The sequence below is a fragment of the Micromonospora sp. IBHARD004 genome (genome assembly GCF_052814115.1).
In genome coordinates, this window is record NZ_CP199934.1 from 5,422,822 (window position 1) to 5,448,192 (window position 25,371).

A 25,371-nucleotide genomic window follows, 5' to 3' on the forward strand; every position below is an offset into this window, starting at 1 on the left:
TCCGCGGCCCGCTTCGCCGGAGAACTACTGCTGCGGCACCACGATGCTGACGGTCTTGCGACCGCGCTTGGTGCCGAACTGGACCGAGCCGGCAGCCAGCGCGAACAGCGTGTCGTCGCCGCCACGGCCGACCAGGTCACCGGGGTGGAATTTGGTGCCACGCTGACGGATGAGGATCTCACCCGCGCTGACGACCTGACCACCGAAGCGCTTCACGCCGAGTCGCTGGGCCGCGGAGTCACGGCCGTTACGCGAGCTGGACGCACCCTTTTTGTGAGCCATTGGAGGACGACCTACTTCCCGCTGGAGATGCCGGTCACCTTGACCTGGGTCAGCGGCTGGCGGTGACCCTGGCGCTTGTGGTAGCCGGTCTTGTTCTTGAACTTGTGGATCCGGATCTTCGGGCCCTTGGTGTGCGCGGCGATCTCGCCGGACACCGCGACCTTGGCAAGCTTCGCCGCGTCGGTCACCAGGTCGTCACCGTCGACGAGGAGCACCGCGGTGAGCTTCACCGCGTCACCGGGGGCACCGGTGAGCTTCTCGACCTCGATCACGTCGCCCTCGGCGACCTTGTACTGCTTGCCGCCGGTCTTGACGATCGCGTACATCGGAGGCGGACTCCCTGTCGTTGAGGCTGCTGGCGGTCGTTCCCACGGCAACTCGCCGGGTAGCAGTGACACCGGCGGCGCGGGCACGCGGGAACTCGGCACACCAAAGTGCGCCGCAGGCAAGCGTACGCCATACCCGGCCCGCCACCCAAACCGGGCCGCTGGTCAGCGCGGGCGGAGCTCGTCGAGGCGCCGCTGGAGGCGGTCGAACGAGGCGAAGCCCACTCCGAAGGGGTCGGAGTCGGTCCCGTCGGCGCAGCCCGCGCCGGTCAGCAGGACGGCGGCCACCATCGTGGCCGCGAGCGGGCGACGCATGTCTCCTCCTGTCCGAGGAGCCGCCGTCCGGCCGGGGGTCGTCGGGACGGCAGAGCCCCTCCCACCGGACACTGTTGCCGGGGAAGGGGCCCTGTCAGACTTCGCGCAGGTCAGCGCTTCACGGCCGGGTACGCCGACGGGCGCCGCCGCGACGGGAGCGCCGCCGTCCGGTGCCGCCCTCGGTGCCCTCCTCGTCGGTCTCACCGTCGGCCAGCGCGTCCGGGTCGTCCGCCGCGGCCAGCCGGGCGGACTCGCCCTCCTGGCTGTCGGCGACCGCCGGGGCGGCCGGCGTCTCGGACTCGTACCGGGACAGGTCGTAGCCCATCGTGTCGTGGTAGTCCGGCTCCGTCGGCACCTCGGTGTCGGTGGCCTCGGTCACCTCGGCCACGGTCTTCTCCGGCGTGGCGGCCTTGCGGGCCCGGCGCCGCGACGAGGCGGTGCCGCCCTGCTCGGCGGCGGGGGTGGTGACGGCCGAGGCGACCGCCTTGACCTTCTCCCCCGCGCCGCCGCGCGGCTTCTCCGGCACCGGCTCGGTGTGGATGATCACGCCGCGACCCTTGCAGCACTCGCAGGTCTCGCTGAACGCGTCCAGCAGGCCCGCGCCGATGCGCTTGCGGGTCATCTGCACCAGGCCCAGCGACGTGATCTCGGTGACCTGGTGCTTGGTGCGGTCCCGGCCGAGGCACTCGGTGAGCCGGCGCAGCACCAGCTCCCGGTTCGACTCCAGCACCATGTCGATGAAGTCGATGACCACGATGCCGCCGAGGTCGCGCAGCCGCAGCTGGCGGACGATCTCCTCGGCCGCCTCCAGGTTGTTCCGGGTGACCGTCTCCTCCAGGTTTCCCCCGGAGCCGGTGTACTTGCCGGTGTTGACGTCGATGACGGTCATCGCCTCGGTCCGGTCGATCACCAGCGACCCGCCGGAGGGGAGGAAGACCTTGCGGTCGAGCCCCTTGAGGATCTGCTCGTCGATCCGGTACTCGGCGAAGACGTCGCTGGTGCCGACGTGCCGGCGCAGCCGGGCGACCAGGTCGGGCGAGACGTGCGACAGGTACGACTCGACCTCCTCGTACGCCTGCTCGCCCTCGATCACCAGGTCCCGGAAGTCCTCGTTGAACAGGTCCCGCACCACGCGGATGACCAGGTCCGGCTCCTCGTAGAGGAGCACCGGGGCGCCACCCTGGGCCGACTTCGCCTGGATGTCCTCCCACTGCGCCTGGAGCCGCTTGACATCGCGGGCCAGCTCGTCCTCGCTCGCCCCCTCGGCGGCGGTCCGCACGATCACGCCCGCGCCGTCCGGAACCAGTTTCTTGAGCACGTCGCGCAGCCGCTTGCGCTCGGTGTCCGACAGCTTCCGGCTGATGCCGGAGGCGTTGCCGTTGGGCACGTACACCAGGTGCCGGCCGGAGAGCGCGATGTGGCTGGTCAGCCGCGCGCCCTTGTGCCCGATCGGGTCCTTGGTGACCTGCACCAGCACCGAGTCGCCGGAGCGGAGCGCCTGCTCGATGGAGCGGGCCCGACCCTCCAGGCCGGTGGTGTCCCAGTTGACCTCGCCCGCGTAGAGCACGGCGTTGCGGCCGCGCCCGATGTCGACGAAGGCCGCCTCCATGCTGGGCAGGACGTTCTGCACCTTGCCCAGGTAGACGTTGCCGGCCATGGTGCCGGAGGAGTTGCGGGTGACGTAGTGCTCGACCAGCACGCCGTCCTCGAGGACCGCGATCTGGGTGCGGTCGCCGCGCTGGCGGACCGCCATCACCCGGTCGACCGCCTCCCGGCGGGCCAGGAACTCCGACTCGCTCAGGATCGGCGGCCGGGTACGCCGCTGCTCCCGGCCGTCCCGGCGGCGCTGCCGCTTGGCCTCCAGCCGGGTCGAGCCGGAGACGCCCTGCACCTCGTCGACGGCCCGACGCGGCTCACGGATCTTGACCACGGTGGGCACGCCGTCCTCGGCGCCGCCCTCCACCTCACCGGCGCCCCGACGGCGGCGGCGGCGCCGGCGGCGGGTCAGCCCCTCGCCCTCGCCCTCCTCCTCCTCGGCCTCCTCGGCCTCGGCCTCGGCGCTCTCGGCCTGGATGGCCTCCTCGGCCTCCTCGTCCTCGGCGTCCTCCACGCCGCCCTTGCCCCGGCCGCGACCGCGCCGGCCGCGACGGCGGCGGCGACGGGCCGCGGCCGACTCCTCGTCCTCGTCCTCCGCCTCGCCGATCTCCTCGGCCTCGACGGCGGGCTCCTCGTCGACCTCGACCTCGACCTCGGCCGGCTCCGCCTCGCGGCGGGCGCGCCGACGACGGCGTCCGGTCTCGACGGGCTCCTCGACCGGCTCCTCGGCGGCCGGCGCGGGGGCGGCGGCCCGGACGACGGGCGCCTCCTCCGGCTGCGGCGCCATGAACAGCACCGTCGGCGCGGAGAGCGCGGCCCGCCGCCGGCGGGTACGCGGCTCCGGCTGCTCGGCCGGCTGCTCACCCGGAACGGCCGCGCCGGGCGCGACGTCGCCGGTGCGGTCCTCGGCCCGCGGCGCGGTGGCGCCCTCGGCGGCCGGCGGGATCTCGGCGGCGCCCGAGGCGGTCGGCGTCGGCTCCGCGGCGCTCTCCGCCGCCGGGGTCCGCTTCGCGGTCTCCTCGGCCTCCTCCTCGGGGGTGACCTCCTCCTCGGCGGCCTCCTCCGCGGTGGTCTCCTCGGCCGGGGTCGGCGCGATGTCCGCCTGCGGCTCGGCGACGGCGTGCGGCTCGACCGTCGGCTCGGCGGCCGGGGTCTCGGCGGCCGGCGGGACGGCCTTCCTGCGCCGCGTGCGGGTCACCTTGACCGGCGGGACGACCTCCTCGGAGGCCTCCTCCGCGGCGGCGGCGATTACGGGCTCCTCGGCCGCCTTGGCGGGGGTCGCCTTGCGGCGGCGCCGGGGGGTCTTCGGGGCGGCCTCCAGCTCACCCGCGACCGGGGCGAACACCTCGGCCTCGGGCGCCTCGCCGGTGGTCGTGCCGGCATCGGTGGACGCCTCGGCCGGCGCGTCGGTCTGCTCCGGCTGGTTCAGCGGGGCGCTGCGGCGCCGGCTGGCCCGCTTGCGGGCCGGCGCCTTGGGCTCGGTGGTGCTGTCGGTGGTGCTGGTGTCGGCGGTGTCGCCGGCCGGCTGTGAGCCGGTCCGTTCGCCGCCCTCGGGCTCGTTCTCGAGCATGGACGTTCTCCAGTTCTGGCTGCCCCGGGCGCGGGTGAGCGCTGCCACGCAGGGTCGCCGCAAAAGTGTTTCCGCCGGGCGCGCGAGGTGCGCGACCGCCGAAGTCTGCCTGCTTGGAACACTGACCGTCGGTCAGTGTTCACCGATGGCTGCCCCGTCGCGATCCGCATCCAACGGATCCACGATCTCGCCCTGCGCGGTCAGCGTGCCCTGTGCCAGCCGGATCACCCTCGGGGAGACCGGCGGCTCCAGGGCGGCCACCACGCGGAGGCCGGAAAGGACGTCATCGGGCCGTACGGACGGGGTGACCTGCCGCACGACCAGTTCGAGTATCGCACACGGTACGGCCGACGCCCCGGAAGGCGTCTCGGACGCGAGGGCGACATCGATGCTGATGACCGCCGCGCGCGCGTCGAAGGTCCGCCGCCCCTGCTTGGTCATCCGCTCGACCTGGATCTCCTCGGCGGAGGCGAAGACGGCAACCGCCTGCCCCAGCACCGCCGGGTCGACCTCGGGCAGCTCGATCCGCCAGTGCGAGGCCTCGATCCGGTCGGCGAGGCTGCCGGGCCCGGCCACCACCGCGTCGAGCACGTCGAGTCCCGGCGAGAGCGCGGCGTCCAGCGCGGCTCGCAACTGAACCGGGTCGACCGGCTCCCGGAGACCGATCTCCAGGTACTCGGCCTCGCTCGCCACCCCGGTGGGCGCGGCGCTGGCGTACGAGATCTTCGGGTGCGGGGTGAAGCCCTGGGAGAAGGCGATCGGTACGCCGGCCCGGCGCAGCGCGCGCTCGAAGGCCCGGGCGAAGTCCCGGTGCGAGGTGAACCGCAGCGGTCCGCGCTTGGCGTACCGGATCCGGACGCGCTGGACGACGGGTGCCTGCCCGCCCTCCGGCTGTGGTTTCTTGCTGATCGTCGTGCTCCTCGAGGTCAGGACCGGTTGATCATGAGCTTATTGTCGACGACACGCCGTGCCGGTGACAACAACTTCATGATCAACGCTGGCGGCGGCGGGCGGTCGGACCGCCGGCCGCCGCGGTCACTGCGGGAAAGCGGTCACTGCTGGGTGCCGGACGGGACCTTCAGGCCGGAACCGCCGATCGGGGTCAACGGGAGGAGCTTCTTCCCGGTCGGGCCGATCTGGATCTCGGTGTCCATGGACGGGCAGACGCCGCAGTCGAAGCACGGGGTCCACCGGCAGTCGTCCTGCTCGTACTCCGAGTGCGAGTCCTGCCAGTCCTGCCAGAGCCAGTCCTTGTCCAGACCGGAGTCGAGGTGGTCCCAGGGCAGGACCTCCAGCTCGTCGCGCTCCCGGGTGGTGTACCAGTCGAGGTCCACGCCGAAGGCCGGCAGCGCCTCGGCGGCGGCGTCCACCCAGCGCTGGTACGAGAAGTGCTCGCTCCAGCCGTCGAACCGGCCGCCGTTCTCCCAGACCTTGCGGATCACCGCGCCGACCCGGCGGTCACCGCGGCTGAGCAGGCCCTCGATCAGCGACGGCTCGCCGTCGTGGTAGCGGAAACCGATCGCCCGGCCGAGCGAGCGGTCCGAGTTGATCTCCTGCTTGAGCATCTTGAGCCGGCGGTCGATGACCTCCGGCCGCTCCATCGCCGCCCACTGGAACGGGGTGTGCGGCTTCGGCACGAACCCGCCGATGGAGACCGTGCAGCGGATGTCCTTCGAGCCGGTGGCGGCCCGGCCGGCCTTGATGACCTCGTGGGCCATCCGGGCGATCTGGAGCACGTCCTCGTCGGTCTCGGTGGGCAGGCCGCACATGAAGTAGAGCTTCACCTGCCGCCAGCCGTTGGTGTACGCGGTGACCACGGTGCGGATGAGGTCCTCCTCGGACACCATCTTGTTGATCACCTTGCGGATCCGCTCCGACCCGCCCTCCGGGGCGAAGGTCAGGCCGGTCCGCCGGCCGTTGCGGGACAGCTCCTGGGCCAGGTCGATGTTGAACGCGTCCACCCGGGTCGACGGCAGCGAGAGCGAGACGTTCGTGCCCTCGTACTGCTGGGCGAGGCCGGAGCACATGTCGCCGATCTCGGAGTGGTCGGCCGACGACAGCGACAGCAGGCCCACCTCGTGGAAACCGGAGAACTCCAGGCCGTCGCGGACCATCTGGCCGACGGTGGTGATCGACCGCTCCCGGACCGGGCGGGTGATCATGCCCGCCTGGCAGAACCGGCAACCCCGGGTGCAGCCCCGGAAGATCTCCACCGCGTACCGCTCGTGCACCGTCTCGGCGAGCGGCACGAGGGGCTTCTTCGGGTACGGCCAGGCGTCCAGATCCATCGTGGTGCGCTTGTGCACCCGGAACGGCACGTCCGCCCGGTTCGGCACGACCCGCTGGATCCGGCCGTCGGGCAGGTAGTCGACGTCGTAGAAGCGCGGCACGTAGACGCTCTCCGTGCGGGCCAGCCGCAGCAGCAGCTCGTCCCGGCCGCCCGGGGAACCCTCGGCCTTCCACTCCCGGACGATCGTGGTGATCTCCAGGACCGCCTCCTCGCCGTCGCCGAGCACGGCGGCGTCGATGAAGTCTGCGATCGGCTCCGGGTTGAACGCGGCGTGCCCGCCGGCCACGATCACCGGGTCGGCGTCGGTGCGGTCGGCGGCCAGCATCGGGATGCCGGCCAGGTCGATCGCGGTGAGCAGGTTGGTGTAGCCCAGCTCGGTGGAGAACGAGACGCCGAACACGTCGAAGTCGCGTACCGAGCGGTGCGCGTCGACGGTGAACTGCGGCACGCCGTGGGCGCGCATCAGCTTCTCCAGGTCCGGCCAGACCGCGTACGTCCGCTCGGCGAGCACGTCGGGCAGCTCGTTGAGCACCTCGTAGAGGATCTGCACGCCCTGGTTGGGCAGGCCCACCTCGTACGCGTCGGGATACATCAGCGCCCAGCGGACGACCGCCGCGTCCCAGTCCTTGACCACCGCACCCAGCTCGCCACCGACGTACTGGATGGGCTTGGTCACCTGGGGCAGCAGCGGCTCAAGCTGGGGCCAGACGGAGTTGGCCGCGGCGGGGCGCGGCGTCGTGGACGGGACGCTCATGATGCCCAAGGGTACGCGCCCGTCCGCCGGACACCGTGCCGCACCGCCCGCCGGTTCGGTCGCCCATGCCGGGAGGAACCGGACTGCGGCGGTCAGCGGCGCTCCGCGCGTCGGTGCGGCCGCCTCCGGCGGACGCCCTCACTGGTCAACGCGTGAAAGACGATCATGACGACGATACCGATCACCCCGAGCACCGGACTGACGAACCAGCCCAGCGCGCCGCTGAACAGGTAGAGCACCATCCCGGTGACCGGGCGGGCCCGCTGGGCGGCGACGTGCGCGACGGAGATCCCCTCGCCCAGCAGCGCGGGACGCCGGCGCAGATAGCCGAAGAAGGCGAGCCAGGGCGCGGACATCGCCGCCGCGGTCAGCGCGTAGAGCAGCACGGCCACCCGTCGGTCGTGGTCGTTCCCCTCGTGGGTGAAGGCGGCGGCGAGCACCGCGGTGGGGAACGGGATGACCACCACGCCGAGCAGCAGCCAGAGGTTGATCCAGTTCAGGCCGAGCGTGGCCCCACGGATCAGCCGCAGCAGCGCGTGGTGGTTGAGCCAGATCACCCCGAGGTAGCCGAAGGAGACCAGGAAGGCGACGTACGCCGGGGCCTCCTCGGCCAGGCCGGCGAGCAGCTCCCCCGGCCGGTGGGCGGGCACCCGAAGCTCGATCACCAGCAGGGTGATGACGATGGCGAACACCCCGTCGCTGAACCCGGTCATCCTGCCGATGTCGCTCACCGGCGGCGTGCCGGCGACCTCGCCCGCTGCGGATATGCGCCGAGACTAGGCGTGACCCTCCGGACACCGCCGGTGGCGCGCCGGGGCGGCCCGACCCGGGTACGGTCCGGCCCGCCCGGTCGCCCCCGGCCGTCGCTCCGGGCGGCGGGCGGCGGGCGGATTGGTCGGCGGTGGCACGCCGGTACTAACCTCGCAACCGGCGCGAGAGGAGATTGCCGCGATGCCGGAGCCGCAGCCGGGAGCAGACCGGCCGGCCGACGGGGGCACCCCGGTCACGGGCCGGGACCGGGATCCGGTGGTCACCGACGAGCCCGTACCGCCGCCCGCCGGGCCGCCCACGGGCGCGGACGGCACCTTCGAGCTGCCCACCGACGCCCCGGCGGAGACCGGCGACGGCGATCCACCCGCGCCCGGCGACCGCTCCGCGACGGACGACGCCTCCGCCCCGGGCGACCAGCCCGCGGCCGACGAGGACGCCTCGGCACGTTCCGCTGCCGGCCACCCCGCCCCGGCCGACGACGAGCGGACCGACGCGGCCGCCCGGGCCGCCCACGACGAGGAGCCGGCCGCGACCGCCGAGGCCACGGCCGACGGCGACGACGCGCCGGCCTCCGACGCAGCGGCCGAGACCGGCGACGGCCCGGCGACGACCGACCCGGCCGGGGCGGCCGAGCACGCCGCACCGCCCGCCCCGGACGCCGCGGCCGAGCCCACTTCGCCGCCCGTCACCCCGGCCCGGGGCTCCGCCGCCGTCCCGACCCGCGCCGAGCCGGCGCCGCCGCCCGCGCCGCCCGACCCGACCCGGGTCGAGACCCGACCCGACCCGACCCGGGTGGAGACCCGGCCGGAGCCGGCGGCCCCCCGGTGGAGCGGCTCCGCCGCCGTCCCGCCGCCACCGCCCCGCAAGCGCGGCTGGGGCGAGTCCGCCGAGCCCACCCCGGTCCCGGCGCCCGCGCCGGAGCACCAGGTCCCGGTCGACCCGTGGGCGGGCGCCGACACGAGCGGCTGGGAGCTGCACTCCGCCGACTTCCCGGCCCTGCCGCCGACGCTCCCCTACCCGGCGCCGCCGCACACGCTCCCCTATCCGGCACCGTCGGTCGCCCCGCCGCCCGGTCCGCCGGCCGCGCCCGTCCCGGTCGCCGCCCGTCCGGCGCCGCCGCCGGCGCCGGTGTCCCCGCCGCCGCCCGCGCCGGCCCGGCCGCCGAAGCAGCGCCGGCGGGCGACCCCGCCGCCGGTCGCCCCGCCGCCGGGCTGGCGGGCGCCGAAGGGGTACGTCCCGGTCCCGGTCCGCCGCCGACGACGCTGGCCGTGGGTGCTGCTGCTCAGCGTCGCGTGCTGCTGCGGCGTCCCGCTCTGGTGGGCCCAGCCGCTCTCCACCCAGTACCCGGCCAGTGCGGCACTGCCCGACCAGGTGTCCGGCCTGCAGCTGCGGGAGGACGCGCGCAGCCAGGCCACCGCCGAGCGGTTGGAGACCGAGGTACGCCAGGCCCACCTGCTCGCCGAGGAGACCTTCGCGGGCGTCTACGCCACGGACGACGGCAAGCGGGTGACGGTCTTCGGCGGCACGGGCTTCCGGCTCACCCCGGAGTCGGACGCGGACGCCGAGATGGCCCGCCTCACCGAGCGGTACGCGCTCGATCCCGCGGTGCCGGTGGAGACCCGCATCCGGGGCCGGTACGAGCGCTGCGCGGTGGGCCGCGCCGACGGCGACGCGGTGGTGGTCTGCACCTCGGTCGACCACGGCAGCCTCGCCACCGCCGTTTTCACCCGGCTCTCGCTCGACGACAGCGGCCGGCTGCTGGACGAGCTGCGCCAGCAGATCGTCACCCCGGACCAGCCCTGACCGTCACTCTGTGCAGGATCACGAACACGTAAAGCTTATCGTTCCCCGTCACGGATGAACCCGGTTCATGGGTGACAATCGGGACATGTCGCGGCGTTGGCTCTTCGCCGACCAGCTGGGGCCGCACTTTCTCGACGACCGGCGGCAGCCGGTCCTGCTGATCGAGTCGAAGGCGGTCTTCCGTCGTCGCGTCTACCACCGGCAGAAGGCCCACCTGCTCCTCTCCGCGCTGCGGCACCGCGCCGCCGAACTCGGCGACCAGGCCGTCTTCCTGCGCACCGAGACGTACGGGCAGGCGTTGAAGAAGGTTCGCGAGCCGCTGGAGGTCTGCCACCCCACCTCGCGGCGGGCCCTGGACTTCGTCCGCGGCCTGGACCGGGTCACCGTGCTGCCGGCGCGCGGTTACGTGACCAGCCTGGCGGACTTCGCCGAGTGGGCGGACCAGCGCCGGGGCGCGCTGCGGATGGAGGCGTTCTACCGGTTCGCCCGGGAGCACCACGGGGTGCTGCTGGACAGCGGCGACCCGGCCGGCGGCCGGTGGAGCCTGGACGTCGAGAACCGGGAGCCACCACCGAAGGACGGGAAGCTCGACGTGCCGGCGGCGCCCATGCCGAAGGAGGACGAGATCGACGCCGAGGTCCGGGCCGACCTGGACCGCTGGGAGCGGGAGGGGATCCGGTTCGCCGGCCGGGACGGCCCGCGTCGGTTCCCGGCCACCAGCAAGGAGGCCAAGGCCCGGCTGCGGCACTTCCTCCGGCACCGGCTCGCCGCGTTCGGCCCGTACGAGGACGCGATGCTGTCGACCGACCCGTGGCTGGCGCACAGCATGCTGTCGTCCTCGTTCAACCTGGGCCTGCTCGACCCGATGGAGGCGGTCCGGGGCGCCGAGCGGGCGTACCGCAGGGAAGGCGCGCCGCTGGCGAGCGTGGAGGGCTTCGTCCGGCAGGTCCTCGGCTGGCGGGACTACATCTGGCACACCTACTGGTACTTCGAGGCCGGCTGGCGCTCCAGCAACGAGCTGAGCGCGCGGCGATCGCTGCCGGCCTGGTGGAACGACCTGGACGCCGAGGCGGTCGACGCGCACTGCCTCTCCGACGTGCTCGCCGGGGTCCGTGACCGGGCCTGGGTGCACCACATTCCCCGGCTGATGGTGCTGGGCAACTACGCGCTCCAGCGGGGCTGGCGCCCCGCCGAGCTGGTCGAGTGGTTCCAGACCCGCTTCGTGGACGGCTACGAGTGGGTGATGACCGGCAACGTGGTCGGCATGAGCCAGTACGCCGACCTGGGCCGGATGACCACCAAGCCGTACGTCGGCGGCGGCGCGTACATCAACCGGATGAGCGACTACTGCGGCGGCTGCCGGTACGACCCGAAGAAGCGGCTCGGCGAGGACGCCTGCCCGTTCACCGCCGGCTACTGGGCGTTCCTGTCCCGCAACCGGGACCGCATCCCGGGCAACGCCCGGATGGCTCGCACGATGAAGCAGATGGACCGGCTCGCCGACCTCGACGCGGTGGTCGCCCAGGAGAAACGCCGGGGCGACGACCCGCCGTGACGGCGCCGGCGAGGTGGCGCGCGACCGGTGCCGCCGTCCGGCTCAGGACGCGGTCGGCGGCTCGCCGCTGACCGGCGAGTGGGCGCGCGGCGGGGCGTAGCGCGGCACGTACTCCTGGCCGGTGAGCTTCTGGATCTCGGCCATCAGCTCGTCGGTCATCGCCCGCAGCGACGTCCGGTCGTCCGACCGGCCGGTGAAGTCCAGCGGCTTGCCGAACCGGATGCCGATCTCGGCCCGGCCGGGCCGGGGCACCCGGGCCCCGATCGGCTGCGCCTTGTCGGTGCCGGTCACGCCGACCGGGATGATCGGCACGCCGGCCGCCACGGCCAGCCGGGCCGCGCCGGTCCGCCCCCGGTAGAGCCGACCGTCGGGCGAGCGGGTCCCCTCCGGGTAGACGGCGACGAGGTCGCCGGCCTTGAGCACCGGGATGGCGGCGTCGAACGCCGACAGCGCCGCCCGGCCGCCGGCCCGCTCGACCGGGATGGCGCCCAGCCCGGTGAGCACGAACTTGGAGAAGGCGCCCTTCACGCCGATGCCCGTGAAGTACTCCGACTTGGCCCAGAAGGCCAGGTGCCGGGGGACGACGGTGCCGAGCAGCAGCTCGTCGGCGACGGAGAGGTGGTTGCCCGCGAAGATCGCACCACCGGTCGCCGGAATGTGCTCCAACCCCTCCACGTGCGGACGGAAGGCCAACCGGAGCGCGGGCGCCACGGTGAGCTTGCCGATGGTGTAGAGCAGGGGCACTGGTCCTCCGGCGGTCGTACGTGAACAGGCGGTGTCACGGTAGCGGACGGGGTCGCGCCGGCCCGATCGGGTGGCCGGCCGCCCGGGTGGTGGTCCGGCGGCGCGCACGCCGCCGGACCAACCGTGCCCGCCTCATACCCGCCGGACGACCACCGTCACCCGCTCGCCTTCGCCGACCTCACCGACGAAGCCGTCGGCGCCGTCGATCCCGTCGGCGAAGTCGATGGTGTCGGCCAGCACCTCCCGGGCCACGAAGTCGGCGTACGCGGACACCGCCGCCCGGACCTCCTCGGAGGCCGACAGCGACACCACGATCCGGTCGGAGACGTCCAGGCCGGCGTCCCGGCGGGCCTGCTGCACCACCCGGACCACGTCCCTGGCCAACCCCTCGGCGGCCAGCTCCGGGGTGACCTCGGTGTCCAGCACGACCACGCCCTCACCGCCGGGCAGCGGCGCGGAGTGCTCCGCGTCGGCGGCGACCAGGCGCAGCTCGTACTCGCCCTCGGCGAGGGTGACCCCGGCGGCGACCGGGGCGCCGTCGACCAGCTCCCACTCCCCCGCCTTGACCGCCTTGATCACCTGCTGGACCGCCTTGCCGACCCGCGGGCCGAGCGCCCGGGGCACCACGGTCAGCACCTGCTGGCAGTACGCGGACACCTCCTGCGAGAATTCCACCGCCTTGACGTTGACCTCGTCGGCGACGAGGTCGGCGAAGGGCCGGAGCTGGTCGGCGACCGGCGAGGCCACGGTCAGCTTCGGCAGCGGCAGCCGGACCCGCAGGCCCTTCGCCTTGCGCAGCGACAGCGCCGCCGAGGCGACCGCGCGCACGTTGTCCATCGCGGCCACCAGCTCGTGGTCGGCCGGGAACTCCGCAGCCTCCGGCCAGTCGGTCAGGTGCACCGACCGCTCGCCGGTGAGGCCGCGCCAGATCTCCTCCGCGGTCAGCGGCGCCAGCGGCGCCACCACCCGGCACAGCGTCTCCAGCACCGTCGACAACGTGTCGAACGCCTCGGCGTCACCGGACCAGAACCGGTCCCGGGAGCGGCGCACGTACCAGTTGGTCAGCGCGTCCAGGTAGGACCGGACGGTGGCGCAGGCGCCGGAGATGTCGTACGTCTCCATCTGCCCCTGGGCGGTGGTGACCAGCTCGTTCGTCTTCGCCAGCACGTACCGGTCGAGCAGGTGTGTCGAGTCCGTGCGGCGACGCGCCTGGTAGCCGTCCGCGTTGGCGTAGAGCGAGAAGAAGTACCAGACGTTCCACAGCGGCAGCAGCACCTGCCGGACGGCGTCCCGGATGCCCGCCTCGGTGACCGCCATGTCGCCGCCACGCAGCACCGGCGACGACATCAGCATCCAGCGCATCGCGTCCGACCCGTACGCGTCGAAGACGTGGTACACGTCCGGGTAGTTGCGCAGGCTCTTGGACATCTTGCGTCCGTCGGAGCCGAGCAGGATGCCGTGGCTGAGGCAGTTGCGGAACGCCGGCCGGTCGAACAACGCGGTGGCCAGCACGTGCATGGTGTAGAACCAGCCGCGGGTCTGTCCGATGTACTCGACGATGAAGTCGCCCGGGTAGTGGTGCTCGAACCAGTCGCGGTTCTCGAACGGGTAGTGCACCTGGGCGAACGGCATCGAGCCGGACTCGAACCAGCAGTCCAGCACCTCCGGCACCCGGCGCATCATCGACTGGCCGGTCGGGTCGTCCGGGTTGGGCCGGACCAGGTCGTCCACCGCCGGCCGGTGCAGGTCGGTCAGGCGTACGCCGAAGTCCCGCTCGATCTCCTCCAGCGAGCCGTACACGTCGACCCGCGGGTAGGTCGGGTCGTCGGAGCGCCACACCGGGATCGGCGAGCCCCAGAACCGGTTCCGGCTGATCGACCAGTCGCGGGCGTTGGCCAGCCACTTGCCGAACGAGCCGTCCTTGATGTGCCCCGGGGTCCAGTTGATCTGCTGGTTCAGCTCGACCATCCGGTCCTTGAACTGCGTCACCGCGACGAACCACGACGACACCGCCTTGTAGACCAGCGGGGTGTCGCAGCGCCAGCAGTGCGGGTACGAGTGGGTGTAGGTGTCCTGCCTGAGCACCACCCCCCGCTCCTTGAGCTCCCGGATCACCGGCTTGTTGACGTCGAAGACCTGCTCGCCCTGGTACGGCGGGACCAGCGCGGTGAACCGGGTGTGGTCGTCCACCGTGACGATGGTGGGGATGCCGGCGGCGTTGCAGACGTTCTGGTCGTCCTCGCCGAAGGCCGGCGCCAGGTGGACGATCCCGGTGCCGTCCTCGGTGGTGACGAAGTCCGCGCCGAGCACCTGGTAGGCGTTCGGGCCGGCCTGCTCGACCAGGAAGTCGTAGAGCGGGGTGTAGCGGCGCCCGACCAGGTCACGGCCGTACACCGTGCCGACCTGCTCGTACCCCTCCAGCTCCTTGGCGTACGCGGCCAGCCGCGCCGCGCCGACGACGTGCCGCCGACCGTCGCGCTCCAGCACCGCGTACTCGATGTCCGGGCCGACGGCGAGCGCCAGGTTCGACGGCAGGGTCCAGGGCGTGGTGGTCCAGACGCCGAGCTGCACCGGGCCGCGTACCAGCTCGGGGGCCGACTCGTCCGCGGTCAGCTCGAACCAGACGCTCAGCGTCGGGTCGTGCCGGTCCTTGTAGACGTCGTCCATCCGGGTCTCGGTGTTCGACAGCGGCGTCTCGCAGCGCCAGCAGTACGCCAGCACCCGGAAGCCCTCGTAGACCAGGCCCTTGTCGTGCAGGGTCTTGAAGGCCCACATGACGCTTTCCATGTAGTCCAGGTCGAGGGTCTTGTAGTCGTTGTCGAAGTCGACCCAGCGGGCCTGCCGGGTGACGTACCGCTCCCAGTCCTGGGTGAACTCGAGCACCGAGGTGCGGCAGGCCTCGTTGAACCGGGCCACCCCCAGGTCGAGGATCTCCGCCTTGCTGGTGATGCCGAGCTGCTTCTCGGCGACCACCTCGGCGGGCAGGCCGTGGCAGTCCCAGCCGAAGCGCCGCTCGACGTGCCGGCCGCGCATCGTCTGGTAGCGCGGCACCACGTCCTTGACGTAGCCGGTGAAGAGGTGGCCGTAGTGCGGCAGGCCGTTGGCGAACGGCGGGCCGTCGTAGAAGACGTACTCGTTCTTCCCGTCGGTGCCGGCGGGACGGGCCTCGACGGACGCCTCGAAGGTCTTGTCGGCCGTCCAGTGCTCGAGGACCCGGCGCTCGACCGCGGGCAGGTCCGGGCTCGCCGGAACACCGGCGGCGGTCGGGTCGTGCAACGGATAGGCCATCGGGGGTCGCTCTCCTCGCGCAGCTCACTCATCTGTGGTCTGCGAGGACGAGCCCTCTCCGGTACGCCGTCCGGCGCCCGGGGCAGGCCCGCGGTACCACCCCGCTTGACGGTCAAGGTGCGACCGCCCGCTCGTTGGCCGGCTGTGACGGGCCGTCCCGTCCGGTTCTACTGAGCCGGTCACCCGGCCGTTCTTCCGGAGGCTCGCCGGTGATGGCCGGGTCGTCGCCTGTGTGCGACAAGCGTACTCGATCGGGTACGGAGATCGCCCGCGAGTAATCTCGGCGGGTGATCCGGATCGAGTTGGACGAGCCGACGCTGGCCCGTACCCGGATCGCCACCAGCCCGCTGCGGGCGACCGAGGAGCTGGTGGCCCTGGCGTTGGCCCGCCGCCTGGTGGCGGGCGAGGGCTTCGCCGCGGCCGCCCCCGCCCTCGCCGCCGAACTGGCCGTCCCCATTCCACCCCACCCCGGGCCCACCCCGCGCCCACCCCGGTGACCATGAAGTTGTTGTCGCCGACCACGGCGTGTCGTGGCAACAACTTCATGATCAACCGACCGCCGGGTGGGGGTCAGGGGGTGGGGGCGGGGAGGGTGGTGGTCCAGAGGGAGACGCCGTCGCGGTCGCGGAGGTGGACGGTGAGGGCGCCGGACCCGCCGTCGATGGCGACCTCGCCGAAGTGCTGGAAGCCCTCCGCCGGCGAGGTGTTGGCCCGGGGCGGGGCGTGGGTGAAGACGGCCTGCGGACCGAACGTGCCGTCCAGGGCGTTCGGGCCGAACGCGCCGGCGTGGGCCGGGCCGGAGACGAACTCCCAGAACGGGGTGAAGTCCCGCACCGCCGCCCGCGCCGGGTCGTAGTGGTGCGCCGCGGTGTAGTGCACGTCGGCGGTGAGGAAGACGATGCCGGTCACGCCGGCCCGGTGGGCCGCCCCCAGCACCTCGGCGAACTCCAGCTCACGGCCGGCCGGCGCGCCCGGATCCCCCTGCGCCACCCCCTCCTGGGCGCCCGGCCCGTCGGGCACGACCAGGCCGAGCGGGAGGTCGTTCGCGATCACCTTCCAGGTCGCCCGGGACCGCCGCAGCTCCCGGATCAGCCACTGCCGCTGCTCCCGCCCGAGCAGGCCCCGGGTCCGGTCGGCGTACGTGTTGCCGTCGTTCGGGTCCTTGTACGTCCGCATGTCCAGGACGAAGACGTCCAGCAGCGGCCCGTACGACATCCGCCGGTACAGCGGCCCGTCGGCCGGCACGGGCAGCCACTCGTGGAACGCCTGCCGGGCCCGGGCGGCCAGCACGTCCACCCGCCGCTCGGTGTACCGGTCGTCGGTGAGGATCTCCCCCGGGTACCAGTTGTTGAGCACCTCGTGGTCGTCCCACTGGTTGGCCTGCGGCACCTCGGCGGCGAACGCGCGCAGGTGCTCGTCGAGCAGGTTGTAGGCGAACTGCCCCCGGTACTCGGTCAGCGTCTCGGCGACCTTGCTCTTCTCCGGCGTCACCAGGTTGCGCCAGATCCGGCCGTCGGGCAGCGACACGCTCTCGGCCAGCGGACCGTCGGCGTACACCGTGTCGCCGCTGCACAGGAAGAAGTCGGGCCGGACGGCGCGCATCGACCGGAAGATGGTCATCCCGCCGAAGTCCGGGCTGATCCCCCAGCCCTGCCCGGCGATGTCGCCGGTCCAGACGAACCGCACGTCCCGGCGGTCGTGCCGGGCCGGCGCGGTGGTGAACTCCCCGACCAGCGGCTCGCTGGCCACGCCGTGCCGGTCCAGGTCGGCCACCCGCACTCGGTAGTGCAGCCGCTCGCCCGGCGGCAGGCCACGCAGCCGCAGCCGGCCGGTGAAGTCCGTCGACGGGTCCAGCACCGGGCCGCGCAGCAGTCGCGCGCCGCGCAGGTCGGGACGGCGACCCACCTCGACGACCATCCGGCCGGGCTGGTCGGCGCGCGTCCACACCAGCGCCGACCCGGCGGTCACGTCGCCGCTCTGCACGCCGTGGGTGAGCACCGGGCGGCCGGACGGGCGCCAGGCCGGCGCGGCGCCGGCCAGGCCACCGCCGAGGAAGCCGCCGCCGGCCAGTCCGGCGCCGGTCGCCAGTCCGGCGCGCAACAAGGTACGTCGATCGAGAGCAGTCATCTGTCCCCTCCGAGGGAAGTCGGTCACCAGTGGTCTACCGGGCACAGATGAGGTGTTTCGGCGGTGCGGGTGACCGGCGGGGTAACCCCGGCTGACCACTGGTGGGCCGCCGACCGCATGACCACCGTCACAGCCCGGTGCCGTCACACCGCCGGCACCGCCTCCCGTCGTACCCGTGTAACCGTTCGACGAGGGAGGCCAGGATGAGTCGGATCAACATGGCGGCCGTGGTGCCGCAGGCGTACCGGGCGGTGCTGGGGCTCGAGCAGTACGTCCAGGCGAACGTGGACCACACGGTGCTGGAGCTGGTGAAGCTGCGGGCGTCGATGCTCAACGGCTGCGCCTTCTGCGTGGACATGCACAGCCGGGACGCGCTCGCCGCGGGCGAGTCGAGCCGGCGGCTCTTCGCGGTCGCCGCCTGGCGGGAGGCGCCCTTCTTCGACGAGCGGGAGCGGGCCGCGTTGGCGCTGACCGACGCCGTCACCCGGCTCGGCGAGCACGGCGTGCCGGACGAGGTGTGGGACGCCGCCGCCAAGGTGTGGTCGGAGAAGGAGCTGGCCGACCTGGTCGTCGCGATCGCCACAATCAACGTGTGGAACCGGATCGCGGTGACCAGCCGGGCCGAACCGCCGACCGAGGTGTGACCGGCTCCGCGGCGGCGCAGGCGGCCGGTGCGCTCCAGGCGCACCGGCCGATGCTGCTCGGGCTGGCGTACCGGCTGCTGGGCAGCCTGCACGACGCGGAGGATGTGCTCCAGGAGGCGTACCTGCGCTGGCTCGGCGTCGACCGGGAGTCGGTCGCCGAGCCGCGCCGGTACCTGTCCCGGGTGGTGACCCGGCTGGCGCTGGACCGGCTGCGGGCCCGGCAGGCCGCCCGGGAGACGTACGTCGGGCCGTGGCTGCCCGAGCCGGTGCCGACCGGCCCGGCGGAGCCACTCGGGCCGCTGGACCGCGCCGAGCTGCGGGACTCCGTGTCGATCGCGCTGCTGCACCTGCTGGAACGGCTCACCCCACCGGAGCGCGCGGTCTACGTGCTGCACACCGCCTTCGACCTGCCGTACGCGGAGATCGGCGACATCCTGGACCGCTCGGCGGCCGACTGCCGGCAGCTGCACCACCGGGCCGCGGCCAGGATCGCCGACGGCCGGCGGCGCTTCACCGCCGGCCCGGCCGAGCAGCGGCGGCTGCTGGACGCCTTCCTGGCCGCCGCCCGCGACGGCGACCTGGCCCGGCTGACCGAGCTGGTGGCGTCCGACGCGGTCTCCTGGAACGACGGGGGCGGCGCCGTCCGCGCGGCGCGCAACCCGGTGCGCGGCCCGGACCGGATCGCCCGCTTCTTCGCCGGCGTCTACGGCCGGCCTCGCGGTATCGAGGCGGCGCCGATCGAGCTGAACGGCGGGCCGGCGCTGGTGCTCCGCTGGCCCGACGGGACCCGCTACACGCTGGCCGTCGCGGCCGCGGACGGCCGGATCACCGACCTCTACCTGGTCGGCAACCCGGCGAAGCTGTCCCGGCTGCCCGGCTGAGCACACGGAACGGCCCCAACCCCGGTCCGGGGTCGGGGCCGTCGGTGGCTCAGCCCAGCTCGGGGAACCAGAGGGCGAGCTCGCGCTTGGCGCTGTCCGTCGAGTCGGAGGCGTGCACCAGGTTCTCCCGGTTGGACAGGGAGAGGTCGCCCCGGATGGTGCCGGCGGCGGCCTTGCGGCCGTCGGTGCTGCCGAGCATGCCGCGCACCACCTCGATCACCTGGTCGCCGGAGAGCACCAGGGCGACCAGCGGGCCGCCGGTCATGAAGGCCTTCAGCGGCGGGTAGAACGGCTTGTCGACGTGCTCGGCGTAGTGCTGGTCGGCGAAGTCGCCGTCCATCGTCCGCGTCACCATCGCGTCGATCCGCAGGCCCTTGCGCTCGAAGCGGGACACGATCTCGCCGACCAGACCACGGCGGACCGCGTCGGGCTTGATCAGTACGAGCGTGCGCTCGTCCGGGCTGCTGCTGGACACGCTGAGTTCCTCCTGTGCGCGGAAGGTGGTCTGGCTGGGTAGGTTCAGCCTAGCGACCCGGTCCCGGCGTCGGCGCGGCGGCTGCTCTTCCCCTCGGTCGCCGATCCGGCCTAGCCTGGCCCTAGACCCCTGGGAGGTCCACTGTGGCGAACGGCGGGAACCGATCCATCGCGCCGGTGCGCAAGCTGATCGCCGCGGTGCTCGGCACCGTGGCGACCTTCGTCGTGCTGTTCGGGCTGGGGATGACGAGCTGGGCCATCGTGGCCCTCGGCGTCGCGCTGCTGGTGCTGGCGATCGCCCTGGCCACGGTGCGTGGGGGCGGGCGCACCTGGGTGGTCGGTGTCGGGCACGTGCACAGCGCCTCCGAGCCCCCCACCCAGTACGCCTTCGGCCGCTGCGAACTCCAGCTGGTGATCGACGCCCCCGGGCTGCCGCCCCGGTCCAAGAAGATCATCGAGCCCCGGGTGCCGGTCGCCAAGTGGCCGTCGCTGGGTCAGCCGCTGCCGATCCGGGTCGCCCTGGACGACCAGCGGCACGTCCGCGTCCTCTGGGACGAGGTGCCCACCCACGCCGAGACGGCCGCCGCGACCGGGGACCTCCCGCCGGAGTACGCGGACCCCGACCCGGTCGACGAGGTGCTGATCGCGCAGGAGGCGCCGCCGTGGGCCGACCGCGCCCCGGAGGACGACTTCCGCGACGACTTCCGGGACGACTTCCCGCCCGCGCCGGACCCGCTCCTCGACGACGTCACCGTGCTGGCCGAGGAGCGCGAACCGGTGGTGGTGCACCAGCGTCCGGGCGGCCAGGTGGTGCTGGAGGGCACCGTGGTCGAGCAGCCGACGGCCGGGCCGCTGCCCCGCCGGGCGACCCCGGCGCCGCGGCCGCCCGCCGAGGAACGGTTCGACGCGACGGTGGTGGTAGACCCGATCGACGTGCCGCTGGACGATCCGGTGACGGAGGTGCCCCCGACCGCGGAGGAGCTGGACGAGGCGATCTTCGGGTACGCGGGCGACGACCCGGCCGAGGCGGCCGCCCCGATCAGCGGCATCGGCATCACCCTGCTCGTGACCGACCTGACCCGGTCGCTGGAGTTCTACCGGGACCTCGGCTTCGACGAGGTGGACCGGGGCTCCGGCAACGCCGTCCTCGCCTCCGGCGCCACCCGCCTCGTGCTGCGGGAGGTCACCGGAGCGGCCCCGATCAGCCGGCGGCTGGTCCACGTCAACCTCGAGGTCGACGACATCGAGGCCGCGTACGAGCGACTGCGCGGCTCGGGCGTCCGCTTCACGTACGCTCCACGGGTGGTCAACCGCGGCGCGAAGCTGGAGGTGTGGGCGGCGGCGTTCCGGGACCCGGACGGCCACGGCATCGCCCTCACCCAGTGGCGCACCCTCGCCGACGCCTGACGACCGGTCCGGGCGCCGCCGGGCGCCCGGACCGCGGCTCAGCCGAGGATGACCCGGCGGACGTGCAGGGCGTACGCCCACACCAGGGCGAAGATGACGCCCAGCACCAGCAGCGACCAGTGCAGCAGGCCCGAGAGCATCAGCAGGCCCTGGAGTGCGGTGCCCGCGTGCCAGGCCCACGGCCGACCCATCCGGCCGGCGAGCACGACGCAGGCGACGGCCAGGGTCACGATCGCCGCGATGGCGGCGCCGCCGAGGTCCCCGCCGACCACCCGGATCGGCTGGATGGCGAGCAGCAGCACCAGGGCCTCCAGGGCCAGCGTGCCGGCGCCGAGCCCCCGTACCGCCTTCTCCGGATTGCGCAGCCCGGACCGGCGTACCCCCGGCTCACCGGCCACCGGACCGCCACCGGCATCCTCCGGCCCCGGCCCACCGGCCGCCGGCGCCGAGTCCGGCCGCCCGGGGCGGTCGGCCGTCGCGTCGGCCCGCGGTCCGGCGTCCGGCTGCGGTACGACCTCCTCGGGGCGCTCCCCCACCGGGCCGGTCATCGCTTCAGCAGCCGGCGGGCGTCGGCCACGGTCACCACCGAGCCCGTGATCAGCACGCCGACGCCGGACAACTCGCCGGGCACGTCGGACTCGGCCTCGGCGATGGCCGCCTCGATGGCGTCCGGCATCTCCTCGGCGACCTCCACCCGCTCCGGCCCGAAGATCTCCCGGGCCAGTTCGGCGAGCTCGTCGACCGGCATCGCGCGGGGCGAGCTGTTGCCGGTCACCACCAGCGAGTCGAGCACCGGCTCCAGCAGCTCCAGCAGGCTGGCGGCGTCCTTGTCGCCGAGCACGGCGAGCACGCCGACCAGCTTGCTGAACGCGAACTCCTCCTGCAGCGCGGTGACCGTGGCGGCCATCCCGTGCGGGTTGTGCGCGCCGTCGAGCAGGACCGTCGGGGCGGTGCGGACCTTCTCCAGCCGGCCGGGCGAGCTGGTCGAGGCGAAGCCCTCCCGGACGGCCTCGATGTCGAGCTGCCGCCGGGCGCCGGCGCCCAGGAACGCCTCGACGGCGGCGAGCGCCACGGCGGCGTTCTGCGCCTGGTGGGCGCCGTGCAGCGGGATGAAGATCTCGTCGTAGACGCCGCCGAGGCCCTGGATGGTGAGCACCTGGCCGCCGACGGCGACCGCCCGGCGCAGCACGCCGAACTCGGCGCCCTCCCGCGCGACGGTGGCGCCCACCTCGGCGCAGCGCTCCAGGATCGGCCGGGCGGCCTCCTCCTCCTGCGCGGCGCAGATGACGGTCGCGCCGGAGTGGATGATGCCGGCCTTGTGCAGCGCGATGTCCTCGATGGTGTCGCCGAGCCACTCGGTGTGGTCCAGCCCGATCGGGGTGAGCACGGCCACCCCGGCCTGGATCACGTTGGTGGCGTCCTCGGCGCCGCCGAGCCCGACCTCGACCACGGCGACGTCGACCGGCGCGTCGGCGAACGTGGCGAACGCCAGCGCGGTGGTCAGGTCGAAGTAGGTCAACGGCTCGGCGGAGCGCTGGTCGACCAGCTCGGCCAGCGGCTCCACCTCCCGGTACGTGGCGACGAAGCGCTCCTCGCTGACCGGCTCCCCGTCCAGGCTGATCCGCTCCCGGACGGTCTCCAGGTGCGGGCTGGTGTAGCGACCGGTGTGCAGCCCGAAGGCCCGTAGCAGCGAGTCGATCATCCGGGCGGTCGAGGTCTTCCCGTTGGTCCCGGTCAGGTGGATCGACGGGTACGCCCGCTGCGGGCTGCCGAGCAGGTCGAGCAGCATCTCGATGCGGTCCAGCTCGAAGTGCATGCGGGTGAAGCCGCGGGCGGCCAGGGCGGCGTCGACGGCGGCGAATTCGGTGCGGTCGGTCACGAGGGCAGCGCCTCCAGGGCAGCGTCGATCCGGATCATGTCGGCCTCGGCCACGGCGAGCCGTTCGCGGATCTTGGCCACCACCGGCTCCGGGGCCTTCCCGACGAAGGCCGGGTTGTCGAGCTTCGCCCGCGCCTGCGCGACCTCCTTCTCGGCGGCCGCCCGGTCCTTGGTGAGCCGGGCCCGCTCGGCGGCCACGTCGATCGAGCCACGGGTGTCCAGCGCGACACTGACCTCCCCCGGCATGGCGAGCGTGGCGCTGGCCTGGAAGTCGTCGGCGGGCGCGTCCAGCCGGACCAGCGACCGGATCAGCGGCTCGTGCGCGGCGATACCCGCCGGCGCGAGGCCGTCCAGCCGGGCCGCGACCCGCTGCGTCGGCCGCAGCCCCTGGTCCGACCGGAACCGACGGATCTCGGTCACCACCCGCTGGAGGGTGCCGACCTCGACCTCCGCGGCGTCGTCGACCAGCGTACGGTCGGCCACCGGCCAGGCGGCGGTGAGCACCGTCTCGCCGCCGGTCAGCGCGCTCCACAGCTCGTCGGTGACGAACGGGATCACCGGGTGCAGCAGCCGCAGCAGCTGGTCCAGCACGTGCCCGAGCACGCGCCGGGTGGCGTCGGCGGCCGGGCCGCCCTCGGCGAGCACCGGCTTGCTCAGCTCCACGTACCAGTCGCACACGTCGTCCCAGGCGAAGTGGTACAGCAGGTCGCAGACCTTCGCGAACTCGTACGCCTCGAACTGCTCGTCCACCTCGGCGGTGACGTGCGCCAGCCGGGAGAGGATCCACCGGTCGACGGTCGACAGCGTCGCGGGCTCCGGCAGCGGCCCGTCGGTGTGCGCGCCGTTCAGCAGCGCGAACCGGGTGGCGTTCCAGAGCTTGTTGCAGAAGTTGCGGGAGCCCTGGCACCACTCCTCGCTGACCGGCACGTCCTGGCCGGGGTTGGCGCCCCGGGCGAGGGTGAACCGGGTGGCGTCGGCGCCGAACCGGCCGATCCAGTCCAGCGGGTCGACCACGTTGCCGAACGACTTCGACATCTTCTTGCCGTGCTCGTCGCGGACCATGCCGTGCAGGGCCACCACGTCGAACGGCTGGACGCCGTCCATCGCGTACAGGCCGAACATCATCATCCGGGCGACCCAGAAGAAGAGAATGTCGTACCCGGTGACCAGCACGCTGGTCGGGTAGAACTTCGCCAGGTCCGGGGTCTGCTCGGGCCAGCCCAGCGTGGAGAACGGCCACAGGCCGCTGGAGAACCAGGTGTCGAGGACGTCCTCGTCCTGGCGCCAGCCCTCGCCGGTGGGCGGCTGCTCGTCGGGGCCGACGCAGACGATCTCGCCGTCCGGGCCGTACCAGACCGGGATCCGGTGGCCCCACCAGAGCTGCCGGGAGATGCACCAGTCGTGCATGTTGTCGACCCAGGCGAAGTACCGCTTGGCCAGCTCGGCCGGCTCGATCTTCACCCGGCCGTCGCGCACGGCGTCGCCGGCCGCCTTGGCCAGCGGGGCGGTGTTGACGAACCACTGCAGCGACAGTCTCGGCTCGACGGTGGTCTTGCACCGCGAGCAGTGCCCCACCGCGTGCACGTACGGCCGCTTCTCGGCCACGATCCGGCCCTCCTCGCGGAGCGCGGCGACGATCGCCGGGCGGGCCTCGTACCGGTCCAGCCCCTGGAACGGGCCGGGCGCGGTGATGACGCCCCGCTCGTCCATGATCGTCAGCGCGGGCAGGTCGTGCCGCTGGCCGATCTCGAAGTCGTTGGGGTCGTGCGCCGGGGTCACCTTCACCATGCCGGTGCCGAAGCTCGGGTCGACGTGCTCGTCGGCGACGATCGGGATCCGCCGGTCGGTGAGCGGCACGGCGACCTCGGTGCCGATCAGGTGCCGGTACCGCTCGTCGTCGGGGTGCACCGCCACCGCGGTGTCGCCGAGCATCGTCTCCGCCCGGGTGGTGGCCACCACGACGTCGTCGCTGTAGCGGATCGAGATGAGCTCACCCTCGTCGTCGGTGTGCTCCACCTCGATGTCCGACAGCGCCGTCAGGCAGCGCGGGCACCAGTTGATGATCCGGTTGGCCCGGTAGATCAGCCCGTCGTCGAAGAGCTTCTTGAACATGGTCTGCACGGCCCGGGACAGGCCCTCGTCCATGGTGAAGCGCTCACGGTCCCAGTCCACGGCGTCGCCGAGCCGGCGCATCTGGCCGAGGATTGCGCCGCCGGACTCGGCCTTCCACTGCCAGACCCGCTCGACGAACTTCTCCCGGCCCAGGTCGTGCCGGGACAGGCCCTCGGTGGCGAGCTGCCGCTCGACCAGGTTCTGGGTGGCGATGCCGGCGTGGTCCATGCCGGGCAGCCAGAGCGCCTCGAAGCCCTGCATCTTCTTCCGCCGGGTGAGGGCGTCCATCAGCGTGTGCTCGAACGCGTGGCCCATGTGCAGCGAGCCGGTGACGTTCGGGGGCGGGATGACGATGGTGAAGGGGGGCTTGTCGCTCTCCGCCGACGCCCGGAAGTGGCCGCCGGCTACCCACTGCTCGTACCGTCGCTGCTCTACCTCGCCGGGCTGGTACTGGCCGGCAAGGGTCGGGGCGTCGGGGCGTCGGGCATCCAGTCTCTCGGTCACCCTGAAAGTCTACGGAGCGCTTCGGCGGACCCGACGTGCGCCACCTGTTG

At 73.3% G+C, this 25,371-nt stretch carries 20 protein-coding genes; 6 read left to right on the plus strand and 14 right to left on the minus strand.

What is annotated here, in order from left to right; all coding sequences use genetic code 11:
• Positions 1-24: 24 nt before the first annotated feature.
• The 7 genes from rpmA to ACTWO6_RS26435 form a co-directional block, all read right to left on the minus strand.
• Entirely contained in the window at positions 25-282 is a 258-nt protein-coding gene (rpmA, locus tag ACTWO6_RS26405; protein ID WP_130339153.1) for a 50S ribosomal protein L27, read from the minus strand.
• 11 nt (positions 283-293) lie between these two features.
• A complete protein-coding gene (rplU, locus tag ACTWO6_RS26410; RefSeq protein ID WP_067312477.1) occupies positions 294-608 on the minus strand; it encodes a 50S ribosomal protein L21 in 315 nt (104 codons plus the stop codon).
• A 165-nt stretch (positions 609-773) separates the two neighbouring features.
• Positions 774-923 (minus strand): hypothetical protein, encoded by a 150-nt coding sequence (locus tag ACTWO6_RS26415; protein ID WP_446216466.1) that lies wholly within the window; start codon positions 921-923, stop codon positions 774-776.
• A 118-nt stretch (positions 924-1,041) separates the two neighbouring features.
• A complete protein-coding gene (locus ACTWO6_RS26420; protein ID WP_446216467.1) occupies positions 1,042-4,089 on the minus strand; it encodes an Rne/Rng family ribonuclease in 3,048 nt (1,015 codons plus the stop codon).
• A 132-nt stretch (positions 4,090-4,221) separates the two neighbouring features.
• The gene (locus ACTWO6_RS26425; RefSeq protein WP_446220771.1) at positions 4,222-4,917 is read right to left on the minus strand and encodes a TIGR03936 family radical SAM-associated protein; all 696 of its coding nucleotides are present in this window, start codon (positions 4,915-4,917) and stop codon (positions 4,222-4,224) included.
• A 224-nt stretch (positions 4,918-5,141) separates the two neighbouring features.
• Positions 5,142-7,133: a TIGR03960 family B12-binding radical SAM protein gene (locus tag ACTWO6_RS26430; RefSeq protein WP_446216468.1), complete on the minus strand. Its 1,992-nt coding sequence runs from the start codon at positions 7,131-7,133 to the stop codon at positions 5,142-5,144.
• A gap of 92 nt (positions 7,134-7,225) precedes the next feature.
• A complete protein-coding gene (locus ACTWO6_RS26435) occupies positions 7,226-7,846 on the minus strand; it encodes a TMEM175 family protein (RefSeq protein WP_446216469.1) in 621 nt (206 codons plus the stop codon).
• Between the two features lie 850 nt (positions 7,847-8,696).
• Here ACTWO6_RS26435 and ACTWO6_RS26440 point away from each other — a divergent pair.
• Positions 8,697-9,707 (plus strand): hypothetical protein, encoded by a 1,011-nt coding sequence (locus ACTWO6_RS26440; RefSeq protein ID WP_446220772.1) that lies wholly within the window; start codon positions 8,697-8,699, stop codon positions 9,705-9,707.
• Positions 9,708-9,792: 85 nt separating this feature from the next.
• Positions 9,793-11,262 carry a cryptochrome/photolyase family protein gene (locus tag ACTWO6_RS26445; RefSeq protein ID WP_446216470.1) on the plus strand — a complete coding sequence of 490 codons (1,470 nt, stop codon included), beginning with the start codon at positions 9,793-9,795 and terminating at the stop codon, positions 11,260-11,262.
• A gap of 42 nt (positions 11,263-11,304) precedes the next feature.
• Here ACTWO6_RS26445 and ACTWO6_RS26450 read toward each other — a convergent pair whose 3' ends face one another.
• A complete protein-coding gene (locus ACTWO6_RS26450; RefSeq protein ID WP_446216471.1) occupies positions 11,305-12,006 on the minus strand; it encodes a lysophospholipid acyltransferase family protein in 702 nt (233 codons plus the stop codon).
• 132 nt (positions 12,007-12,138) lie between these two features.
• On the minus strand, positions 12,139-15,294 hold the full coding sequence (gene ileS, locus ACTWO6_RS26455; protein ID WP_446216472.1) for an isoleucine--tRNA ligase: 3,156 nt from the start codon (positions 15,292-15,294) through the stop codon (positions 12,139-12,141).
• Positions 15,295-15,581: 287 nt separating this feature from the next.
• Between ileS and ACTWO6_RS26460 the strand changes: the two genes are divergently transcribed.
• Complete coding sequence (locus ACTWO6_RS26460) at positions 15,582-15,791, plus strand: hypothetical protein (RefSeq protein ID WP_446216473.1); 210 nt, start codon at positions 15,582-15,584, stop codon at positions 15,789-15,791.
• Positions 15,792-15,864: 73 nt separating this feature from the next.
• Here ACTWO6_RS26460 and ACTWO6_RS26465 read toward each other — a convergent pair whose 3' ends face one another.
• Entirely contained in the window at positions 15,865-17,421 is a 1,557-nt protein-coding gene (locus ACTWO6_RS26465; RefSeq protein WP_446216474.1) for an alkaline phosphatase D family protein, read from the minus strand.
• Positions 17,422-17,624: 203 nt separating this feature from the next.
• Between ACTWO6_RS26465 and ACTWO6_RS26470 the strand changes: the two genes are divergently transcribed.
• Both ACTWO6_RS26470 and sigJ read left to right on the plus strand, forming a co-directional pair.
• Positions 17,625-18,065 carry a carboxymuconolactone decarboxylase family protein gene (locus tag ACTWO6_RS26470; protein WP_446216475.1) on the plus strand — a complete coding sequence of 147 codons (441 nt, stop codon included), beginning with the start codon at positions 17,625-17,627 and terminating at the stop codon, positions 18,063-18,065.
• Positions 18,062-18,946, plus strand: a complete 885-nt coding sequence (gene sigJ / locus ACTWO6_RS26475) for an RNA polymerase sigma factor SigJ (RefSeq protein ID WP_446216476.1) — start codon at positions 18,062-18,064, stop codon at positions 18,944-18,946. Before ACTWO6_RS26470 ends, sigJ begins: the two co-directional genes overlap by 4 nt.
• A 49-nt stretch (positions 18,947-18,995) precedes the next feature.
• On the opposite strand, the gene ndk is transcribed toward sigJ, so the two are convergent.
• The gene (gene ndk, locus ACTWO6_RS26480) at positions 18,996-19,421 is read right to left on the minus strand and encodes a nucleoside-diphosphate kinase (RefSeq protein ID WP_446216477.1); all 426 of its coding nucleotides are present in this window, start codon (positions 19,419-19,421) and stop codon (positions 18,996-18,998) included.
• A 143-nt stretch (positions 19,422-19,564) separates the two neighbouring features.
• On the opposite strand from ndk, the gene ACTWO6_RS26485 reads away from it, so the two are divergent.
• The gene (locus ACTWO6_RS26485; protein WP_446216478.1) at positions 19,565-20,827 is read left to right on the plus strand and encodes a VOC family protein; all 1,263 of its coding nucleotides are present in this window, start codon (positions 19,565-19,567) and stop codon (positions 20,825-20,827) included.
• Between the two features lie 38 nt (positions 20,828-20,865).
• Here the strand turns inward: ACTWO6_RS26485 and ACTWO6_RS26490 are convergent, their stop codons facing one another.
• The 3 genes from ACTWO6_RS26490 to ACTWO6_RS26500 are packed head-to-tail and all read right to left on the minus strand — an operon-like array spanning position 20,866 to position 25,321.
• The gene (locus tag ACTWO6_RS26490; RefSeq protein WP_446216479.1) at positions 20,866-21,375 is read right to left on the minus strand and encodes a DUF4233 domain-containing protein; all 510 of its coding nucleotides are present in this window, start codon (positions 21,373-21,375) and stop codon (positions 20,866-20,868) included.
• On the minus strand, positions 21,372-22,706 hold the full coding sequence (locus ACTWO6_RS26495; RefSeq protein WP_446216480.1) for a bifunctional folylpolyglutamate synthase/dihydrofolate synthase: 1,335 nt from the start codon (positions 22,704-22,706) through the stop codon (positions 21,372-21,374). Before ACTWO6_RS26495 ends, ACTWO6_RS26490 begins: the two co-directional genes overlap by 4 nt.
• A complete protein-coding gene (locus ACTWO6_RS26500; protein WP_446216481.1) occupies positions 22,703-25,321 on the minus strand; it encodes a valine--tRNA ligase in 2,619 nt (872 codons plus the stop codon). The genes ACTWO6_RS26495 and ACTWO6_RS26500 overlap by 4 nt, the downstream gene beginning before the upstream one ends.
• Between the last annotated feature and the right edge of the window lie 50 nt (positions 25,322-25,371).